17 protein-coding genes are annotated in these 16977 nt (G+C 64.3%); 8 read left to right on the top strand and 9 right to left on the bottom strand.

What is annotated here, in order from left to right:
- Window positions 1-63: 63 nt before the first annotated feature.
- The 4 genes from rlmB (at window position 64) to rpiA (ending at window position 2815) form a co-directional block, all read left to right on the top strand.
- A complete protein-coding gene (rlmB, locus tag NCR39_RS07980; RefSeq protein ID WP_040050179.1) occupies window positions 64-807 on the top strand; it encodes a 23S rRNA (guanosine(2251)-2'-O)-methyltransferase RlmB in 744 nt (247 codons plus the stop codon).
- Window position 808: 1 nt separating this feature from the next.
- Complete coding sequence (locus NCR39_RS07975) at window positions 809-1645, top strand: N-acetylmuramoyl-L-alanine amidase (protein WP_250451714.1); 837 nt, start codon at window positions 809-811, stop codon at window positions 1643-1645.
- A gap of 11 nt (window positions 1646-1656) precedes the next feature.
- Window positions 1657-2052 carry a SirB2 family protein gene (locus tag NCR39_RS07970; protein WP_250451713.1) on the top strand — a complete coding sequence of 132 codons (396 nt, stop codon included), beginning with the start codon at window positions 1657-1659 and terminating at the stop codon, window positions 2050-2052.
- A 76-nt stretch (window positions 2053-2128) separates the two neighbouring features.
- A complete protein-coding gene (gene rpiA, locus NCR39_RS07965; RefSeq protein ID WP_250451712.1) occupies window positions 2129-2815 on the top strand; it encodes a ribose-5-phosphate isomerase RpiA in 687 nt (228 codons plus the stop codon).
- Window positions 2816-2890: 75 nt separating this feature from the next.
- Here rpiA and NCR39_RS07960 read toward each other — a convergent pair whose 3' ends face one another.
- From NCR39_RS07960 to NCR39_RS07950, 3 genes are all read right to left on the bottom strand, one after another.
- The gene (locus tag NCR39_RS07960; RefSeq protein ID WP_250451711.1) at window positions 2891-4291 is read right to left on the bottom strand and encodes an undecaprenyl-phosphate glucose phosphotransferase; all 1401 of its coding nucleotides are present in this window, start codon (window positions 4289-4291) and stop codon (window positions 2891-2893) included.
- A 32-nt stretch (window positions 4292-4323) separates the two neighbouring features.
- A complete protein-coding gene (locus NCR39_RS07955) occupies window positions 4324-5070 on the bottom strand; it encodes a Crp/Fnr family transcriptional regulator (protein ID WP_040050175.1) in 747 nt (248 codons plus the stop codon).
- Between the two features lie 941 nt (window positions 5071-6011).
- Window positions 6012-6998, bottom strand: coding sequence for a DUF1839 family protein (locus tag NCR39_RS07950; protein ID WP_250451710.1), 987 nt, complete (start codon window positions 6996-6998; stop codon window positions 6012-6014).
- Window positions 6999-7445: 447 nt separating this feature from the next.
- Between NCR39_RS07950 and NCR39_RS07945 the strand changes: the two genes are divergently transcribed.
- The 4 genes from NCR39_RS07945 to NCR39_RS07930 all read left to right on the top strand — a co-directional run bounded on the left by NCR39_RS07945 (window position 7446) and on the right by NCR39_RS07930 (window position 11635).
- Window positions 7446-7979, top strand: a complete 534-nt coding sequence (locus NCR39_RS07945; RefSeq protein ID WP_250451709.1) for a GNAT family N-acetyltransferase — start codon at window positions 7446-7448, stop codon at window positions 7977-7979.
- 115 nt (window positions 7980-8094) lie between these two features.
- A complete protein-coding gene (locus NCR39_RS07940; RefSeq protein ID WP_250451708.1) occupies window positions 8095-9243 on the top strand; it encodes a glycosyltransferase family 4 protein in 1149 nt (382 codons plus the stop codon).
- Window positions 9244-9761: 518 nt separating this feature from the next.
- A complete protein-coding gene (locus tag NCR39_RS07935; RefSeq protein WP_250451707.1) occupies window positions 9762-10514 on the top strand; it encodes a FadR/GntR family transcriptional regulator in 753 nt (250 codons plus the stop codon).
- A 92-nt stretch (window positions 10515-10606) separates the two neighbouring features.
- A complete protein-coding gene (locus tag NCR39_RS07930) occupies window positions 10607-11635 on the top strand; it encodes a Gfo/Idh/MocA family protein (RefSeq protein WP_502800188.1) in 1029 nt (342 codons plus the stop codon).
- A gap of 15 nt (window positions 11636-11650) precedes the next feature.
- On the opposite strand, the gene NCR39_RS07925 is transcribed toward NCR39_RS07930, so the two are convergent.
- From NCR39_RS07925 to NCR39_RS07900, 6 genes are all read right to left on the bottom strand, one after another.
- Complete coding sequence (locus NCR39_RS07925; protein WP_250451705.1) at window positions 11651-12310, bottom strand: amino acid ABC transporter permease; 660 nt, start codon at window positions 12308-12310, stop codon at window positions 11651-11653.
- Window positions 12311-12474: 164 nt separating this feature from the next.
- Window positions 12475-13275, bottom strand: a complete 801-nt coding sequence (locus NCR39_RS07920) for a cystine ABC transporter substrate-binding protein (protein ID WP_250451704.1) — start codon at window positions 13273-13275, stop codon at window positions 12475-12477.
- A 108-nt stretch (window positions 13276-13383) separates the two neighbouring features.
- Complete coding sequence (locus tag NCR39_RS07915) at window positions 13384-14421, bottom strand: quinone-dependent dihydroorotate dehydrogenase (RefSeq protein WP_250451703.1); 1038 nt, start codon at window positions 14419-14421, stop codon at window positions 13384-13386.
- An 86-nt stretch (window positions 14422-14507) separates the two neighbouring features.
- Window positions 14508-15335 carry an arginyltransferase gene (locus NCR39_RS07910; protein WP_250451702.1) on the bottom strand — a complete coding sequence of 276 codons (828 nt, stop codon included), beginning with the start codon at window positions 15333-15335 and terminating at the stop codon, window positions 14508-14510.
- Between the two features lie 124 nt (window positions 15336-15459).
- Window positions 15460-16200, bottom strand: a complete 741-nt coding sequence (gene aat / locus NCR39_RS07905; RefSeq protein ID WP_250451701.1) for a leucyl/phenylalanyl-tRNA--protein transferase — start codon at window positions 16198-16200, stop codon at window positions 15460-15462.
- A 16-nt stretch (window positions 16201-16216) separates the two neighbouring features.
- Window positions 16217-16762 carry an NUDIX hydrolase gene (locus NCR39_RS07900; RefSeq protein ID WP_040050165.1) on the bottom strand — a complete coding sequence of 182 codons (546 nt, stop codon included), beginning with the start codon at window positions 16760-16762 and terminating at the stop codon, window positions 16217-16219.
- Between the last annotated feature and the right edge of the window lie 215 nt (window positions 16763-16977).

Genomic DNA, 16977 nt, shown 5'->3' with positions numbered 1-16977 from the left:
ATGCGTTGTTGCGTCGGACCGCGTCGTGCTTTTCATGGTTTTCAGCGAAGGTTCGGATCAGTCATGTCACGTCTCAAGGTTCTCTATGGTTTTCACGCGGTGACGGCGCGTTTGCGCGCGGATGCATCGTCGATCGAGGAGGTGCTGTACGACCCCACGCGCAAGGACCGGCGCATGCAGGACTTTCTGCGAACCGCGAAGGAGGCGGGCGTGCGCCTGATCGCCGCCGATGAATCGCGCCTGTGGGGTCTCGCGGGCAACATTCAGCATCAGGGCGTGGTCGCGCGCGCGAACGATCTGCCGCTCGCGCAGAATCTCGCCGAACTGCTCGACGGCATCTCCGGCACGCCCTTGCTGCTCGTGCTCGACGGCGTCACCGATCCGCACAACCTGGGCGCGTGCCTTCGCGTGGCGGACGCCGCCGGCGCGCACGCGGTCATCGCGCCGCGCGACCGGTCCGCTGGCCTCAACGCGACGGCCGCGAAGGTGGCGAGCGGCGCGGCTGAAAGCGTGCCGTACATCACCGTGACGAATCTGGCGCGCGCGCTGCGCGAGTTGAAGGATGCGGGCGTGTGGGTGATCGGCACGGCCGGCGAAGCGACGGCGAGCCTCTACGAGACGAAGCTGGACGGCCCGGTGGCGATCGTCGTCGGCGCGGAAGGCGAGGGCATGCGCCGCCTCACGCGCGAAACGTGCGACGAGATCATGAACATCCCGATGGCGGGCGCGGTGGAGAGCCTGAACGTGTCGGTGGCGTCGGGGGTGTGTCTGTTCGAGGCGGTGCGGCAGAGAGGGGTGAAGAAGTAACGTGCGCGCCTCGTTTCGCCTGTTGTCATTGGCGCTTGCCTGCGCCCTCGTCACCGCCTGCACCCCCACCATGCAAAACCGCGGCACCTACATCGCCGACACCCAGCATCGCGCGAAAAACGCCGACTCCCGCGTGCGCTTCCTCGTCATGCACTACACCGAGATCGACGAAGCGCGTTCGCTCGCGGTTCTCACCGGCGACGAGGTCAGCGTCCACTACGTCGTGCCCGATGCCCCGCGCATCCACGACGGCGAGCCGGTCGTCTATCAGCTCGTGCCGGAAGACAAGCGCGCGTGGCACGCGGGCCAGAGCTACTGGCAAGGCGCGACGGAGCTGAACGCGTCGTCGATCGGCATCGAGAACGTGAATCTCGGGCCTGTCGATACGCCTTCCGGCCGCACGTGGCAGCCGTATCCGCCCGCCCAGATCGATGCGCTCGTCAAGCTGTCGCGCGACATCGTCGAGCGATACGGCATTCCGCCGACGCGCGTTATCGGTCATAGCGACATCGCACCGCAGCGCAAGATCGATCCCGGCCCGCTGTTTCCGTGGCGCACGCTGTACGACGCGGGCATCGGCGCCTGGCCCGACGAGTCGGCCGTCGCCGCCCATCTCGCCGGCCGCGATCCGAAAGCGCCCGCCGACGTGCGCGCGCTGCAGGAGAAGCTCAAGCGTTACGGCTACGACGTCGCCACGGACGGCGTGCTCGACGAGAAGACCCGCCGCGTCTTCAGCGCGTTCCAGATGCATTTCCGCCCGTCGGATTACGCGGGCGACGCGGACGCCGAAAGCGACGCCATCGCGCAGGCCTTGCTCGACAAGTACTTCCCTCGATAACGAACATCAACATGAGCGACTACTTCCTGCCTCTGCGCGCGCTGCACATCACGTGCGCGGCCTTGAGCATCGCGGGCTTCGTGCTGCGCTGGATCTGGATGCTGATGGATTCACGCCTGCTCACCGCGCGCGTGACGAAGATCGTTCCGCATATCGTCGATACGCTGCTGCTCGCGAGCGCCATCGCACTCGTTGCGATCATCGGCTTCGGGCCGAACGCCGCGTGGCTCAGCGCGAAGATCGCGGGTCTCGTCGTGTATATCGTGCTCGGCACGCTCGCGCTCAAGCGCGGCCGCACGAAGGGCGCACGCGCGGTCTTCGGCGTGCTGGCGATCGTCGTGTTCGCGTTCATCGCATCGGTTGCGCGCACGCACGATCCGCTCGGCTTCCTGCACGCCATGCATTGACGCCGCGCGAAAACGCAAAGCCGCTGCGCGCGCTCCGATAAAATCGCAGTTTTCTCTCACGCGCAGCACCACTTCCATGACTCAGGACGAACTCAAGCAACTGGTCGGCCAGGCCGCCGCCGACTACGTGAACGCGCACGTGCCCGAAGGCTCGATCATCGGCGTCGGCACCGGCTCGACGGCCAATTGCTTCATCGACGCGCTCGCCGCATCCAAGGCGCGTTATCGCGGGGCGGTGTCCAGCTCGCTCGCCACGACCGCGCGGCTCGAATCGCACGGCATCAAGGTGTTCGACCTGAACGAAATCGACTCACTGCCCGTGTACGTGGACGGCGCCGACGAAATCGACGCGAGCGGCGCCATGATCAAAGGCGGCGGCGGGGCGCTCACGCGCGAGAAGATCGTGGCGTCGGTGTCGGACGTGTTCGTCTGCATCGCCGATGCAAGCAAGCGCGTCGCCGTGATGGGCGCGTTCCCGCTGCCCGTCGAAGTGGTGCCGATGGCGCGCACCGCGATCGGCCGCAAGCTCACGGCGCTCGGCGGCGTGCCGATCGTGCGCGTGACGAAGGACGGCGAGCCGTTCATCACCGACAACGGCAACGAAATCATCGACGTGAAAGGCCTCTCGATCACCGATCCGCGCGCGCTCGAAGCGCAGATCAACGCGTGGCCGGGCGTCGTGACGGTCGGCCTGTTCGCGGCGCGCGGCGCGAATCTTTGCCTGCTGGGCACGGAGAAGGGCGTCGAGCGCATCGACTATTGAGCGCCACGCATCATTCAGGCAAAAAGGCCGGGCAACGCGAGTCGCCCGGCCTTTTTCTTTGCGCGTCGAATTCGATCAATACGCGTTACGTCCGATGAATCCCTTGAACATCGTCATCGCGACGATCTTGATGTCGAACCAGAACGACCAGTTGTGAATGTAGAAGAGGTCGAACTTCACGCGGCTCTGCATCTTCTCGACCTTCTCGGTCGCGCCGCGATAGCCGTTCACCTGCGCCCAGCCCGTGATGCCCGGCTTGATGCGATAGCGGAACATGTAGCCGTACACGAGATCCTTGTAGAGATCGTCGTGCTCGATCGCATGCGGACGCGGACCGACCACCGACATATGCCCGAACAGCACGTTGATGAACTGCGGCAGTTCGTCGAGGCTCGTGCGGCGCAGGAACGCGCCGATCTTCGTCACGCGCGGATCGTTGCGCGTCGCCTGCGTGACGTGGCCCTTGGTTTCCTTGTGCACCGCCATCGAGCGGAACTTGTAGATGCGGAACGGCCGTCCATCCGCGCCCTTGCGATGCTGCGTGAAGAACACCGGACCCTTCGACGTCGCCTTGATCGCGATCGCGATGGCCACGAGCAACGGCGACAGCGCAAGCAGCGCGGCGGCCGCGAAACAGCGGTCGAACAGGAGCTTCGGCCACATCTGCAGCGTGCTGACCGGTGACGTCGTCAGATTGATGGTCGCGAGGCCGGCGACATCGGTCATCGAATGATTGAAGAGCGAGATGCTGCGCGTGTCCGGAATGAGCCGCAGATTCACGAAATCATGCCGCAGCGCATGCACGAAGCGATAAATCGTGTGTTCCTGCGAAAGCGGCAGCGCGAGCCACACTTCGTTGATTTCCTCGGCGCGCACCCGTTCGACGAGTTCGTCGAAGTCGTTCAGCACCGGAAGGCGCGTGGACGCGCCAAGGCGGCTGCCGAGGCCGCTCGCGTGGAGTTCTTCGTCGCCCGTCGTATCGAGCAGGCAAACGGGCGTGAAGCCTTGCTCGGGCGTGCTGCTGAGATGCGCGAGCAGCGTGCGCGCGAAGCCCTGAGCGCCGACGATCGCCACCGTGCGCTGATTGAAGCCGCGTCCGCGCATCACGCGCAAGCCGAAGTGCACCGCGCATTTCGCGAGAACGATGAGCGCGCCCGAGATCAGCGTCGAATAGCCGAGCCAAAGCCGCGACACCGCATCCATGCGATGCAGCGTGAACGCGAGCAACAGCGCGCCCGTGACCACCGCCATCCACGCGAGCGTGACGCGCGCGAGCATCATCGGCAGCGGCTTGCCGCGCCAGGTGTCGTAGACGCCGAACGCGGGAAACAGCAAGAGCGCAAGCACGCTATTGAAAGCGATGAGCAATTTCTCGACGTCGCTGAAATCGAGCGAGGAGAAGCGCACCGAATGCGCGATTACCCCGCCTGCGATGATCAGCGACACGTCGAGACAACGTGCCGTCCAGCCAAACATGTCGTGAGTATTTCTTGTATGCATCTGCATCGTCAGACACTGGACGCCGAGACCGCTTCCTGCGCGCGCAGACGCGGCAGCAGGCGATCGAACTCGCGCTTCACGAGGCCGTAGCACTCGCACGCGCGCGCTTCGAGGCCTTCGCGATCCACGACCTTGATGCAGCCGCGGCTGTGATGGATGAGGCCTGCATCGTGCAGCTTGCCCGCCGCTTCGGTCACGCCTTCGCGGCGCACGCCCAGCATGTCGGCGATCAGTTGCTGCGTCACTTGCAGTTCGTTGGACGCGGTGCGGTCGATTTCGATCAGCAGCCAGCGGCACAGTTGCTTGTTGAGCGAGTGATGACGATTACATGCGGCGGTCTGCGCGACTTGCGTGAGCAGGGCTTGCATATAGAGCAGCATCAGGCGGCGCAGGAAGTCGGAACGTCCGAACTGCTCGCGCAGCGCCTGCGCGCTCATGCGATACGCGAAGCCGGGGCACTGCACTTGCACGCGCGTCGGCATCGTTTCGCCGCCGGTGAGGACCGGCACGCCGGTCATCCCTTCGCGGCCCACTGCGGCGATTTCGACGGAACCGCCGTCTTCCATCGTGTGCAGAAGAGAGATGATGGCCGTCGTCGGAAAGTAGACGTGGTGAATGCGTTGGCCCGAATCGCAAAGCAGTTGTTCGGTGCGGAGTTGAACGAGTTCGAGATGCGGAGTCAGAGCTTGCCATTCGTGCGCGGGAAGCGCGCCAAGCAGGTGGTTGCCGTGCAGGTCGGACTGGAGGGTCAGCATGATTTTTCTCTCGTAACTTCGCGCGTTGCGCTTCACTTTTTATACTGGTGTCACCGTTCTCTGCGCGGCTTTGTCCTGCCGCTATCGAAAACGCCTCACACCAGCCCCGTTAGCAGCCCGTCCTCGCTTGAGTTGATTTAATTGGTCGCGTCGGTTCGGGTTGCGCGACTCTTTTAGCGAGGACTGTGCCAATGCGGGCAACGTCAATGCTGGTGGGGCTTCTTGGCGGAAGCACCGGATGTGACGCGGTGCAGCGCTGCGTTTTTGTTTCAGTCTTGAACAGGGGTGGTCTTAGGAATCCGGATGCGCCCGAAACGGTATCGTCAGCGCAATCCCGCGAACCGACAGTCCGTCCTTCGTTCATCACCGTGCGATAAGCCTCGCCGCCCGCCGCCATCCCGACGGAACACCTACTATCGTAGGGATAAAGAAAATTGATTCATCCATGTTCCATCGGTTTGGTGGCTTAGCGAACGCGGTGTTGCCGCGGTCTCTCTTGATCGCCGCTCGCGCCTTGCCACACAAGGGTTCGCGGGCAACGGCGAAAGTGTTCCAGCGGTTTTCGGCAAAAGCTCAAACGTTGCGCCGGGTTCACCTTTCGGAAAATCGGTGGGCAAAGCCTCGTACAAATGCGAATCAGGCCCTGCCGCCGGAGCGTGGAAAGCCCCACACAAGGCTTGCGGCGGGCCTCTCATCCGCATGACGAAAGCGATGCAAACGCCAAACGTTTGCGGCCCCAATCGACGCTTCGGGCCTTTTCAAACATCTGAACTGCGTGGTGCGAGCGCACAGAAACGTTTCATCGAGGACAATCTTCGACGCCGTTCATCTCACCATGCGCGCATGAAATGCAAATGACGCGACGGCGTCACATTGCGATGAGTGTCGGAAATGCGCCGACACCGAGTGCCTGAGTGTCGGCGCGATCAATCAACATACGATTAACACACGATGCTCGCCAACGGCGGAACGACGCGATCGTAAGCGTCTTCCATCACGTCGAAGGACGCATCGCACAGATCGCGCTCCGCACGCGAAAGCGCGCGTGCAAGGCGGCATTGCATGACCATCGCTTCGCTTGCGATCCTGCGCGCGCCGAGATGAATGGACATCGGAATGTCGAAGCCCTGCTCGCGCATCCAGCGAAGGTAATGCGCGAGCAACTCGAAGTTCGCGCCGAGCGGGCGCATCACGTTGCACGCATAGAGCCGCGCGTACGCTTCGCCGCGCGCGAGCATCGTGTCGACATGCGCGGGAAACGCAGCACGCCAGCGCGCGATCGGGTTATGCATCGGACGACGCAAGAGATGCGCGCACAACAGGTCCGCCGATACTTCCGCGAGCGGTGTCCCCGACAACGGATCGCGCACGCGCTTCACGAACTCGACATGCGGAAAGAGCGCTTGCCCATGCACTGTGCCTGCTGCACCGGCATGCTCCGCTTCATGCGCAGCGTTGGTTCTCAACACGCCGTCGTAGTCGTCGCCATTGAGCAGGTGATAGCCCGTGTGATGAAAGTAGCCGAGCCGCCGCGCATCGGGATCGATCACGTCGATGGCGATTGTCGTCTTCGCATGCTCGCGGCGATACGACGGCGCGCGTCCATCGGGCAGAAAGAAGGCATCGACTTCGACGAGCACGATATTGCCGCGCCGCGTCTGCACGATGGCGCGTTCTTCGAGCGAATCGAACACGGAAAGCTCCTGCACTTGCAGGCCGTACAGCTTTTCGATGTCCTCAGGAGAAACGCGCGCGAGCGTGAACTGATCGTCTTCGAAGTCTTGCGTGACCGTGAACGCGAGCGCCGCATGCGGTTCGAGCCGGTTGCCGTGAAGCAGTTCGATCCATAAATCGACAGGGCCCGCGCCATCGCGCCAGATGCGCTCGCCGCGATGCAGCTCGTGCGCACGATGACGCCGCGCGCGCATGCGTAGCGGATCGAGCGAAACAACGCGTGAACGACTGACGCTTGAAGCCGTCATAGCGCTGGTATGAAACGCGCTCATGGAGTGACCTCGGGACCGGAGAAGCCGGCAAGCGATACCGCGCGCGTTTCGAAGTCCTCGTTGTTTTTACCTGCCCTTCCGTCGCGATCGATCGCGGTATGCATTTTGATTTTCCCATGAAGGTGCCCGGCGACGCGAGCGCAATCGATGCACGTGCGCCGTCCTTGCGCGAACTTCGCAAGGCTCGTCGACATGGCATGGCGCTGCTCGCTGAAGACGTCATTTCCCCGTGACGTTCTTCGTGTGCCGGGCCTTATTTGACGGGCTCGCAACGTGGGACGTCGGTGCGCCCGCGCACTGAAACATTGGTGCGCGACACGTAACGTTCAATCGTCAACGCCTTAACCGGCAAGCAAGGAGAAGAAGAATATGAATTGGAAAACACTGGATTTCGAACAGCTCACTGCGCGCGAGCTTTATCTGATTTTGCGTGCGCGCAGTGCGGTGTTCGTCGTCGAGCAATCGCATGTTCATCTCGATGCTGACGGTCGCGACGAATCCGGCGTTCATGTCTTCGCCACCGACGACATGACGCGCTCGATGCCGGTCCTTGCTTATGCGCGCATTCACGAAGGCGATCTCGAAGATCCCGAAGTCGTGGTGGACAAGATCCTGACAAGCCCGCTGCGTCGCGGCGACGGCACCGCGCATGCGCTCATCGAACGCGTGCTCGCGGTGTGCGCGGAGCGCTGGCCCGGCCGCGCCGTTCGTCTGACGGCGCCGGTGAGTCTGCGCGGCTTTTACGAAGCGTTCGGCTTTCGCAAGACGGAAGGACCGTTTCTCGAGCACGGCATGCCGTATATCGGTCTGACGAGAAAGGGCCGTCAGACGCGCGAAGCCGCGGGCGCGAGCAAACGTCAGATTGGCGCACACGCATTCGCGAACACGTACGAACTGCTGTAGGCACTGCCGGCGCGCATGCGAATGCGCGTCAAACGCCAAGAAGTTTCCAGAAGAATAACGATCCACGCGGCCGGCGTACTCACGTATGACGTTCACGCGTGCAACCTGCACCCTCATGCGAATAGTTCATCTCGCCAATCACGCGCAGACGATCGGCAACGGCACCGTCAACATGATGGTGGACCTCGCGTGCATGCAGGCGCGTATGGGGCAAGACGTGGTGGTGGCTTCGTCGGGCGGCGGCTTCGAGCCGCTGTTGCGCCGTCATGGCATCACGCATATTCCGCTTCAGCAGTCGCGCCAGCCGTGGCGCGTGCCGTCGATGATCGCGGCATTCAACAGACTCATCGATCGTTTCGATCCCGACATCGTTCACGCGCACATGATGACGGGCGCGCTCATTTCGCGCTTCGGCAGCATGCGCCGCCGCTTCGCGCTCGTGACGACCGTGCATCACGAATTGCAGAAGAGCGCGTCGCTCGTGCGCGCGGGCGATCGCATGGTCGCCGTGAGCCATGACGTCGCGCGCACGCTGGAAGAGCGCGGCATCGGCCACGACAGGCTCTCGGTCGTGCTCAACGGCGCGGTCGCGGCGCCGCGCCTCACGTGCCGCCCGATGGGCCGGCAAGTGCGGCTGAGGCATCCGAACATCGTGAGCGTCGCGGGCATGTATCGACGCAAAGGCATCGCCGATCTGTTGAAGGCGTTCGCGCTCGTGCACGCGCAGTCGGCGCATCAGCGCGAATTCCTGCCGGAGCCGCATCTTTATCTGATCGGCGACGGCCCCGAGCGCGGCGCGATGGAATCGCTCGCGGCGGAACTCGGCATTGCGGATGCCGTGGACTTCACCGGCTTCGTCGCGGACCCGCGCCCGTATCTCGCGAGCGCCGATGTCTTCGCGCTGCTGTCGCATCAGGATCCGTGTCCGCTCGCCATCTCGGAAGCGCGCGAGGCCGGCTGCGCGATCGTCGCGACGCGCGTGGGCGGCATCCCCGATCTTCTCGACGACGGCGCCGCCGGCGTGCTCGTGCCGCCGGGCGATCCCGCGCAGGCCGCATCGAAGCTGCGCTGGCTGCTGATCGACTCGCAGGCGCGCGGGCAGTACGCGTCGCGTGCGCAGGACAATCTCCACCGGCTTTCGGTCGAAAGCGTGGCCGCCGATTACATGACGGTCTATCAGCAGACGCTTGCCGAGCGCGATTCGCTGGAGCATCGTTCGATGCGAATCGACACGCGGCGCACGCGCGCTCCGGACAGCATTTAAGCGTCGGCCCACCTCTTTCGCGGGCGAATCATCGGTAGATTGATGTACTAAGCAGTGCAATATGATTCGCTGCATCGCGTCATACAATAAGGCCATGCAATGGGGCGAGCGTTCGCGTTCGCACAGAAAGCATACGAGTTGCTTGCTCAAATGGCTTTATCACCGGCCGACGAAAATTCGGGCCGAAAAGAAAATAAAAGCGAACGATCGCGCCGCGCTGCGGTGCTTCCATTCCTCAGGTTCCCTGACGAATGGCGGCACGCGCGCGGCGCGAGCGCAGGAAGAACAGGCAAGCGGACGAAAGAGAGGCGGCGAACGCGGCTGCGGCGCGTGCTCCGAAAGTCAGAGGGAATACCCTGTCAGGACTTCCCTGACTGGCTTTCGATGCAACGAAGCCGCAACGTATAGCGCGACGAACGCAGAATCAAGCAGTCGTCGTGCCTTGCCGCCACGGGACGCGCGAACGCGATGCGCACAGACACACATGGCTACGGACAGGCGGAAAGGGGAGAAGCGTAATGGATGAAAACAAAGAGCGATCGCTGGTGGCGAAAGTCATGGACGGACTCGTCTCCGGAATCGTCGAGCAAAAATATGGCGCGATACTGCCGCCGCAGGACATCCTGTCCAAGGAATTCGACGTGAGCCGCACCGTCATGCGCGAAGCGCTCTCGATGCTGCTCGCGCGGCACATGCTCGACGTGCGCCCTAAAACCGGCACGCGTATCCGCCCGATGAGCGACTGGCGTCTCATCGACGAAGACGTGGTGAGCTGGCGCTTTCGCGCGAAGCCGGATCAGACCTTTCTGCGCGATGTAATCGAATTCCGGATGCTGATCGAGCCGCGCGCCGCCGCGCTCGCCGCCGCCCGCGCGACGCCCGACGAGATCGCCGGCATCCGCGACGCGTTCGAGACGCTCGCGCGCCTGCACTTCGGCGAGCCGGAATATCAGGCGGCGGACGAAGTGCTGCACACGCGCATCGTGGCCGCGAGCGGCAACCAGTTCTTCCGGCAGATGACGGCGATCGTGCGCGGCGCGCTCGTGACCGTGAATCCGATCGTCGACGGCATCGAGTCCGTGCGCGAGGCGATGCTGACGGCGCAGCGTAGCGTCGTCGAGGCGATCGAGGCGAAAGATTCGGCGGGCGCCGAACGCGCGACGCGGGCGCTCGTCGATCTCGCGGCGGAGGAAGTGGGCCGCGCGTTCTCGCTGGAGCGCATGGGCGAGCGGGCCACGCCGCCGGACGTGAACGCTTCCGCAGGCGCCTGACGCGTCTTCGCCCGCAAGGGCTGAGCATGCTGTCCGAGCAAAGCCGGGACATGTCCCGGCTTTGTGCTTTTCGCGCCGCCCGATCAGGCACAATGCCCCGCACGACGAACACACATGCGGAGGCGCGCTTGACCGACAAACACCACTCACTCGAAACCATACGCTGGGGCATCGTCGGCGCGGGACGCATCGCGCGGCGTTTCGCAGAGGGTCTGAAGCACGTCGAAGGCGCGACGCTCGCGGGCGTCTGGTCGCGGCGCGCGGAGCCGGCGCGCGCGCTCGCCGAGCCGTTCGGCGCACGCGCTTTCGCCGACTTCGACACGTTGCTCGCCCACGTCGACGCGCTCTATGTCGCGACGATGCAGGACAGCCATCCGCATTACGCGTTGCGCGCGTTCGAGGCGGGCAAGCCGGTGCTCTGCGAAAAGCCGGCGGCGGTGAACGCGCGCACGCTGCAACGCATGATCGACGCGGCGCGCGCGTCGAAGCTGCTCTTCATGGAAGCGATGAAGCCGCCGTTCTATCCGCTCTACCGGCGCTTGCGCGAGCATCTGGAAAGCGATCCGATCGGCGATATCGGACTCGTGCGCGCGGGCTGCTCGATGGCGAACGTGCCCGCCGATCACCCGTCCTTTTCGCTCGATGCAGGCGGCGGCGCGCTGCTCGATATCGGCATCTACGAAGCGTTTCTCGCGGTCGACTGGCTCGGCGAAGCGCTCGACGTGCAGACGATCGGCCGCGTCGGCGCAACGGGCGTCGATGTCTTCGCGAGCCTGAACGTGCGCCACGAGCGCGGCATTTCACAGATTTTCTGCGGACTGGACCTGCAAGGCCGCGGCGATGCGCTGATCGGCGGCACGCTCGGCACGGTGACGATTCACGAGAACTGGTGGAATCCGGCGCGCGCGACCGTCGCTTATACGGATGGGCGCAGGATCGAACTGGACGAGCCTTTCACGGGCGGCGGCCTGAATTACGAAACCGCGCATTTCTGCGAGCTGCTGCGCGCCGGCGCGATTGAAAGCCCGGTGATGCCGCACGCGACGTCCATGCGCATGATGGCGATCATGGACGCCGCGCGGCGCGATCTGAACGTGCGCTTTCCGTTCGAGACCGAGTGAACCGAAAGCGAACGTTCAGTGCCGTCCCGGCAGCGCGAGGCGCCGCTCGAACGCGCGCTGAACGACTTCCAGCACGCTGCACAGCACCCAGTAGACGAACGCTGCCGCGAGATAGAGCGGCAGCGGCTGATACGTCGATGCAATCACTTCCTGCGCGCTTCTCAAAAGCTCGGTGACGGTAATGACCGACACGAGCGACGTATCCTTGATCAGGCTGATGAGGCTGTTCGACAGGCTCGGCACCGCGATGCGCAGCGCCTGCGGCCCGATCACGTAGCGCAGCGTCTGCCCGCGCGAAAGCCCGAGACTGTACGCGGCGAGCCATTGCCCGCTATGGATGCCGAGAATCGCGCCGCGCATGCTTTCCGACAGATACGCCGCCACGTTCGCCGACAGCGCGATCACACCGGCGGGCGTCGGTTCGAGCGAAATCCCGAGGCTCGGCAGGCCGTAATAGATCACGAAAATCTGCACGAGCAGCGGCGTGCCGCGCATGACGCTCACGTAGCAGCGCCCGATCGCGACGAGCGCCCGGTTGCGGCTGATGCCCATCAACGCCAGCGTCACGGCCGCGATGAGGCCGAAGAACATCGAGTAGAGCGCGAACTTGATCGTCAAGAGCGCGCCTTGCGCCAGCACCGGCGCCGATTCAACGAGCAGGGAAGTCGTGGACATGGAGGGAAAACGTAAGCGGAAAGCGCGCGAAACACGACGCAGAACCCAGGCGTCGCGCGAAAGCGCCCATCATAAACGGACGCTGCAAATAAGCGAACGCCAAAAAGAGAAGGGCGGCACCGCGAAACGATGCCGCCCTGTGCTGACTAAAGATCAGCCCGCGATTACTTCGCCGGCTTCGTCACGTCGATGCCGAACCACTTGTCGGAGATCTTCGCGAACGTGCCGTCCTTTTCGAGCTGGGTCATCGCGTCGTCGATCGCCTTGGCGAACTTCGGATTGCCCTTCTTGAACGGAATGCCCGACGGATTGCCCGCGCCGACGCTCGCGCCCGTGCGCAGCGGCAGTTGCGAGTTCTTGAGCAGATACGCGAGCATCAGACGGTCGTTGAGCGCGGCGTCGAGGCGGCCCGCAGCCAGATCGCGCAGATATTCCGGCGCGCCCGGATACGTCTTCACGTCGATGCCCGGCACCGACTTCGCCATGTCCATGTAGTTCGTGCCGAGGCCGACGCCGAGCTTCTTGCCCTTCAGGTCGTCGAGCGTCTTGAATTCGCGCGAGTCGTCCTTGCGCTGGATCAGTTGCGCGTTCGAGTACGTGTACGCCGGCGAGAAATCGAGCGTTTCCTTGCGCTTGTCGGTGATGCCGACCTGGTTGACGATCACGTCGAACTTGCCCGCCTGCAGGCCCGCGATGATCCCGCTCCACTCCGTCGTCACGAATTCGGGCTTCACGCCGAGCTTGGCGGCGACGGCCTTCGCGATATCCACGTCGTAGCCGACGAGCTCGCCCGACGGCGCTTTCGAGTTGAACGGCGGGAACGTGCCTTCCAGACCGACGCGCAGCGTGCCGCGCTGCTTGACCTGATCGAGCAGGTCTTCGGCGTGCGCGGCGGTGGTGACGGCGGTGAAGGTGGCGCCGATCACGCCGGCGGCGACGAGCTTCTTGAGCGTGGACAGTTTCATCGTGTTGTTTTTCCTGGTGTGGGCTAGGGGCGCGCCGTTCGTGTGCGCGGCACGCCCGATAGGTGCGGCATCATAGAGAAAAGGCAAGCCGCGCGTCATATCGTTTGCTTATGTCGATATTCCTTGTGCGAGCGCCTCGACGCATTCCGTGACGAGCGACGGCCCGCGATAAATCAGTCCCGTGTAAATCTGCACGAGCGATGCGCCCGCCGCGAGCTTCGCGCGCGCATCCGCGCCCGAGAAAATGCCGCCCACGCCGATGATCGGCACATCCGCGCCCACTTCCGCGCGCAGCTTGCGGATCACTTCGTTCGATGCGTCGAACACCGGCCGCCCGGAGAGGCCGCCCGCTTCGTCGCCGTGCGCCATGCCGGCGACGGCCGTGCGCGAGAGCGTCGTGTTGGTGGCGATCACGCCGTCGATACGGTGAGCCAGCAGCGTGCCGGCAATCGACTTGATCTGCTCGTCGTCGAGATCGGGCGCGATCTTGAGCGCGAGCGGCACGAGCTTGCCGTGCAGGTCGGACAGGCGCTGCTGCTTGTCCTTGAGCGCGCCGAGCAGGGCGTCGAGTTCGCCCGCGCCTTGCAACTGGCGCAGATTCTTCGTGTTCGGCGACGAAATGTTGATCGTCACGTAGCTCGCGAACGGATACACGCGTTCGAGGCAATAAAGATAGTCTTCGGCGGCGCGCTCGATGGGCGTATCCGCGTTCTTGCCGATATTGAGCCCGAGCACGCCGCGATAGCGCGCGGCCTGCACGTTCGAGACGAACTGGTCGACGCCGCCGTTGTTGAAGCCCATCCGGTTGATGAGCGCGCCCGCTTCCGGCAGCCGGAAGATGCGCGGGCGCGGATTGCCTGCTTGCGCGCGCGGCGTGACCGTGCCCACTTCGATGAAGCCGAAGCCGAGCGCCGCGAGGCCGTCGATGCACGCGCCGTCCTTGTCGAGACCCGCCGCGAGGCCGACCGGATTGCGGAACGTGAGGCCCATCACCGTGCGCGGCGAGTCGGGGCCGCGTTTGGCGAGCATGCCGGCGAGTCCGGTGCGGCCGGCGGCGCCCAGCATGCGAAGCGTCAGGTGATGCGCGTCTTCCGCGTCCATGCGAAAGAGATGCGAGCGCGCGAGCGGGTAAAGAGAACTGAACACGAAGTGAAAGCCGGCGACGGCGCGTATTTTGAGACCGCCATTTTAGCGGCTTTGCCGCAGCCGCCGGCCCGCGTCCGATCGTTCGGCTATTTTGGCTGGCCCGGCCCGTGGATGCGTCCCGGCATCGGCAGCGCGCCGGCGGAAAGCGTCGAAGCGGGATCGAGCAGCGTCCAGTGGCCGTCGATCAGGCCTTCGAGCGGCCGGAAATTGGCCTTGTACGCCATCTTTTCGCTTTCGCGGATCCAGTAGCCGAGATAGACGTGCGGCAAGTCGAGGCTCTTCGCCTGCTCGATCTGCCAGAGGATGTTGAACGTGCCGTAGCTCGTCTTCGGCATGTCGGGTTCGAAGAACGTGTACACCGACGAGAGGCCGTCGCCGAGAATATCGATCATGCTGATCATGCGCAGCGCACCGGGCGTATCCGGCTGACCGGGCGATGCCGGTTCGCGGAATTCGACGAGCCGCGAGTTGATCCGGCTTTGCAGCAGGAACTGTTCGTACTGGTCGCGGCTGTCGCGATCCATGCCGCCGCCCGCGTGCCGCGCCGACTGATAGCGCATGTAGAGCGCGTAATGCTCTTCGTCGTAATGAAGCGGCGCGACGCTCGCGACGAGATTGCCATGCAGCTTCCACACGCGCCGCTGCGCGCGATTCGGCACGAAGCGCCCAACCGGCACGCGCACCGGCACGCACGCGCGGCAGCCGTCGCAGTAAGGGCGATACGTGAAGACGCCTGAGCGCCGGAAACCCGCCTTGACGAGTTCCGTGTAGACGTCGGAGTTGATGAGATGGCTCGGCGTCGCGACTTGCGAGCGCGCGACGCGCCCTTCCAGATAACTGCAAGGGTAGGGCGCTGTTGCATAGAATTGCAGCGCGGAAAGCGGTGACAGCGGCAGCTCGTTCGGGTGTGTCACGTTGGCGGCTCTCGCAGGCGTCGTCTCTCGTGGCCGGCTCCTGCGTCGTGCGGACGAGGCCGGCTGATCGTGCATGTGGTCAGTACTGCGTCGCAAGCGTTGCGCCTGACGCCCGCCGATGCGCTCAGCGCGCGGGCGTGCCGATGAGATCGGCGAGGACGGATTTGTCGAAGCGCCAGGGAAACGGCGGTTCGGCGACAGCGCGGCGCAGATGCGCGACGAACGCGCGGCGGGGAATCTCGCGGCCGCCCAGCGACGCCAGATGCGACGTGTTTTGCTGGCAGTCTATCATCTCTATTTCGTGGCGGCGCAAGTGCGCGACGAGCGCGGCGAGCGCGATTTTCGAGGCATCCGTCTCGTGCGCGAACATGGATTCGCCGAAGAACATGCGCCCGAACGACACGCCGTAAAGCCCGCCCACACGCACGCCGTCGCGCCACGTCTCCACGCTGTGCGCCTTGCCCGCGCGATGCAGCGACGTATAGGCATCGACGATATCCGCGGTGATCCACGTGCCGCGCTGGCCTTCGCGCGGCGTCTGCGCACACGCGCGCATGACGGCGGGGAAATCGTCGTCCACGCGCACTTCCCACGCCGCTTCGCGCACCACGCGCTTCAGCGTCTTCTTCAGCGAGTGCGACACCTTGAACTCCGCCGGCACGAGCACCATGCGCGGATCGGGACTCCACCAGAGCACCGGCTGGCCGTCCGAATACCACGGGAAGATGCCGCGCCCGTAAGCATCGACGAGACGCGAGGGCAGCAAGTCCGCGCTCGCGGCGAGGAGGCCCGGCGCGCCGCTCGATGCGCCGAGCGCGCGCTCGACGGGCGGGAACGGATCGTCGGAAGCGAGCCAGGGAACCATGATCGTCGGGCGCGGCTCAGCCTTCGCGCAGCGTGCGGAAGATGTCGCCCGTATGCAGCGTGAAATTGCCGGCGGCGCGGTCGGCGAAAAAGAAACGCAGCGTCTGTCCGACCGTTGGGAACGCGATCTCGTCCCACGGAATTTCGCTTTCATCGAAGAGGCGCACTTCGAGGCTTTCCTCGCCGGCGTCGACGTCGAGATCGAGCAGGCGCGCCAGATAGAACAGATGCACCTGATGCACGTGCGGCACATTGAGCAGCGTGAAAAGACTCTGAATCTCGACGCGCGCGCCGGCTTCCTCGAGCGTTTCGCGCGCGGCGCCTTCGCTCGTGGTTTCGTCCATTTCCATGAAGCCCGCGGGCAGCGTCCAGTAGCCATAGCGCGGCTCGATCGCGCGTCGGCACAGCAGCACCTTGTCGTCCCAGACCGGCACCGTGCCCACGACGTTCCGCGGATTCTGATAGTGAACGGTGTCGCAATTGCCGCAAACGTAGCGCTCGCGGTTGTCGCCGGGCGGAATGCTCAGACCGACCTGATGGCCGCAGACGGAACAGAATTTCATGGAAATGGATGGCGGGAAGTGTGGTGCGAGTGTATCACCGGGGCGGGGCCGTCTTGGAGCGAGACGGTCGTTCGCTTCCGCCGCTTTTCGCCGTTTTCCGCCTATTTTCTCGATGCAAAGCGCATGCGCGCCCGGGCAGCCGAAGCCGGCCGCCTAGTCGTTACAATGGTTGCCTATAACCCGTCGTTTCCTCCCACGCGCGCGCCGCGCCCTCA

It is taken from the genome of Caballeronia sp. ATUFL_M2_KS44 (genome assembly GCF_023630965.1).
Classification (GTDB): domain Bacteria; phylum Pseudomonadota; class Gammaproteobacteria; order Burkholderiales; family Burkholderiaceae; genus Caballeronia; species Caballeronia concitans.
This window is presented reverse-complemented; position numbering and strand designations above follow the sequence as displayed.